This window comes from Pseudoalteromonas sp. TB51, from assembly GCF_000498055.1.
Lineage (GTDB): Bacteria > Pseudomonadota > Gammaproteobacteria > Enterobacterales > Alteromonadaceae > Pseudoalteromonas > Pseudoalteromonas atlantica.
This window is the reverse complement of sequence record NZ_AUTO01000249.1, coordinates 1-3386: the sequence shown is the minus strand read 5'-3', so window position 1 is coordinate 3386 and position 3386 is coordinate 1. Positions and strand designations below refer to the sequence as shown.

Sequence of the window (3386 nt, the reverse complement as noted above, 5' to 3'; positions counted from 1 at the left end):
CGCCGCCGCCGGCTAAAATACGGCAATACCAATACAGCGCACCATCGGGTGAGCTGCCTCGTACTGATTTATGAAAAGCCGATATTAAATCGTAAAATTCATCGCCGCCTTTATCGTATTTAGCTAAATGAGTTGGTAGTACTTGGCTTAATACGTGCTCATCTACGTTGTATGTGCCGTTTTGCTCACTCGTTAAATCAACCGCTTGCTCAAGCAGGTTTAACACTTTACGGGCATCGCCGCCGCTTGCTTGGCAAAGCGCTTGTTTGGCGTTACCGGCAATAACAATGTTTTTTTGGTTTAGTTGCTCATCTTGCTTAAGTGCGCGCTCTATCACTGTGTATAGGTCGGTATCGGCTANGCTAGCGACTTTAAAACATACACGCGTGCACGCGATAAAATCGCATTATTAAGTGCAAATGAGGGGTTTTCGGTTGTCGCGCCTACAAATATAAAAGTGCCGTCTTCTATGTGAGGTAAAAATGCATCTTGCTGCGATTTATTAAAACGGTGCACTTCATCCACAAACATTAAAGTGCGCTGCCCGCGGCTCTGTAGGTTATCGTGCGCTTGCGTTACGCTGTCGCGAATATCTTTTACGCCTGCAGTCACAGCCGACATTTGTATAAGTTCGGCATCGGCGTGATTTGCAATAATTTGCGCAAGGGTGGTTTTACCTACCCCAGGCGGCCCCCACAAAATTAAGCTGTGGCAACGCCCTGCAACAATGGCTTGGTGCAAGGGCTTGTCGCTACTTAGTAAATGCTGCTGACCTATGTATTCGTCAAGCGTTGTTGGGCGCATGCGCGCCGCAAGTGGGCGTACATCGGGCCCAAAGTTAAAGCCTAAATTATTCACCGTTACTCTGATCGTCTATTTCTACACCCTCTGGTGGGGTAAATTCAAAGGTGCTTGTATCAAGCGAGGTATTTACTTGTGCATTGTTAAAACTAAACGACGAAAGCTGACCAGAATTATCCGTCACAACTAACTTAGCAAGGCCTTGCTCGTTACCTGCAAAGGTAATATCAAGTTGCTCTACTTGGCTTTCTACGCCTTTATTTGGCGTTACACTAAAGCCAGAGTCTGTGGCTTGAACACTGTATTTTTCCCATTGTGCGGGATCTTTTGAAGTAAGCAGTACAAACGGTGTTGAATCTATAAGGCTATGGGTATCCATAATAGTTACTTGCTCAGCAAAGCTGTCGAAGTAATAGGTTTTGTCACCATTGGATACAAATAAGGTATCGTCTGGGTTTGTTTGCTGCCAGCGGATCATCATAGGTTGTTTAAGGGCAATTGTGCCCTCGCCTTGCATAACCGCTTGGCCTTGCGGATCGGTTACGTTTTGAGAAAACTGCGCTTTAAAACTTTTAAGGGTTGCGAGTTTGTCTTGCAGTGCTTGGCTGTCATCAGCAAAGCTAGGTGTGGCAATTAAACTGCCAAGCACTAATAATAAACTGTTTAATTTTTTCATTAATTTGCTCCATTAGGTACTAATACATCGCGAGCGCCGTTATGGCCTGGTGAACTCACGATACCCGATGTTTCCATTTGTTCTACTAGTCGTGCTGCGCGGTTATAGCCAACACGTAATTTACGTTGTACTGATGATACCGATACTTTGCCGGTTTCGATTACAAACGCAACGGCTTCGTCGTATAGCGGATCTGACTCTTCATCTGCATTTTCACTGGTTTCACCTGGTAATAAAACATCTTCTGTTGCATCACCATTTAAAATTTCATCAATGTAATTAGGTTTACCGCGTGCTTTCCAATCGTTTACTACCGCATGTACTTCATGGTCGTCTACAAATGCGCCATGCACACGCTCTGGTACACTTGTGCCTGGCGGTAAGTAAAGCATATCACCCATACCTAATAGGTTTTCGGCGCCTTGTTGATCCAATATGGTACGCGAGTCTATTTTGCTCGACACCTGAAACGCCATACGCGTAGGTATATTGGCTTTAATTAAGCCGGTAATTACATCTACCGATGGGCGCTGTGTTGCAAGTACTAAATGTATACCTGCGGCACGCGCTTTTTGCGCAATACGGGCAATAAGCTCTTCAACTTTTTTACCTACAATCATCATCATGTCGGCAAATTCGTCTATTACTACCACTATGCTCGGTAGATTATCTAACTCGTCTGGGCCTTCTTTCATGCCGTCGGTGTCTTTAAATAATGGGTCAAGAATTGGGTAACCCGCTTCTTTGGCCTCGAGTACTTTTTGGTTGTAACCTTTTAAGTTACGTACACCCAACGCCGACATTAATTTATAACGGCGTTCCATTTCGCCTACACACCAACGTAGTGCGTTAGCCGCTTCTTTCATGTCGGTAACAACTTCACACAATAGGTGCGGAATACCTTCGTAAACCGAAAGCTCAAGCATTTTCGGGTCAATCATGATCATACGAACATCATCAGGGCCCGATTTGTACAGTAAGCTTAATATCATTACATTAACGCCCACTGACTTACCTGAACCTGTGGTACCAGCTACCAGTAAATGGGGCATTTTACCTAAATCGGCACACACAGGTTGCCCTGCAATATCTTTACCTAACACCATGGTTAGTGGCGATGGGTTTTGCTCAAATTTAGGGGCGTTAATTACCTCAGATAAACGTACAATTTCACGGTACTTATTAGGCAGCTCTATCCCTATGTAAGTTTTACCTGGGATCACCTCAACCACACGTACACTAATTGCCGATAACGAACGGGCTAAATCTTTTGATAAACCGGTAATTTTAGACACTTTTATACCCGGTGCTAAATCAAGCTCAAAACGTGTTACAACTGGGCCTGGGTAAACGCCAACCACTTTTGCTTGTACGTTAAAGTCGAGTAATTTTGTTTCAACAAGACGCGACACGCTTTCAAGCTCTTCTTCCGATATCGGGTTTTTGGCTTTATCCGGTCTGTCGAGTAAATCAAGCGACGGTAATGGCCCTGGCGGTGGCTCTTTATCAAGTAACTCTTCAAACTTTTCTTTTGCTGTTGGCGGTGGCTGATATGCAGGTTTTGGCTTAGGCATAGGCCTTGCTGGCGATACCACCGTGGTAACCGGTTTTTCAGGCTCAACAACTTGGCTTTGATCAAGCGCGTTAAGTGCAGCCGCTGTATCCATTGGCTCATCGTCTATGGCGCTAAAGCCAATTTCTTGGTCGAGTATATCGTCTAGCTCATCAAATGGGCTGTAGTCATCACTAATTTGCGGCTCGCTAAAGGTAGGCTGCTCTTTAGTAATGGCTTTTTGTTTAGCCGGTTTTTTACTTTTTGCAGGTTCTTGTTCAAATTCTGATGATTGCTCGAATCTGGTATCGCTTTGCTCATAATCGTTAGGGTCATCATTAAATTGCGCATCGGCTT

The 3386-nt window shown here is 44.6% G+C and carries 2 protein-coding genes and 1 pseudogene; all 3 read right to left on the bottom strand.

All coding sequences use genetic code 11. The features are described from left to right. Positions 1-858 (bottom strand): annotated as a pseudogene (locus L650_RS0114380) (replication-associated recombination protein A); the annotation flags it as partial. Next, a complete protein-coding gene (gene lolA, locus L650_RS0114375) occupies positions 851-1477 on the bottom strand; it encodes an outer membrane lipoprotein chaperone LolA (protein WP_029773538.1) in 627 nt (208 codons plus the stop codon). The pseudogene L650_RS0114380 and the gene lolA, both read right to left, overlap by 8 nt. Beyond that, the coding region (locus L650_RS0114370) for a DNA translocase FtsK (RefSeq protein WP_029773537.1) at positions 1477-3386 on the bottom strand (1910 nt) is incomplete at its 5' end. The genes L650_RS0114370 and lolA, both read right to left, overlap by 1 nt.

Coding starts and splice junctions, on each gene's coding strand:
- lolA (WP_029773538.1), bottom strand. CDS start 1,477: ATGAAAAAATTAAACAGTTTATTATTAGTGCTTGGCAGTTTAATTGCC.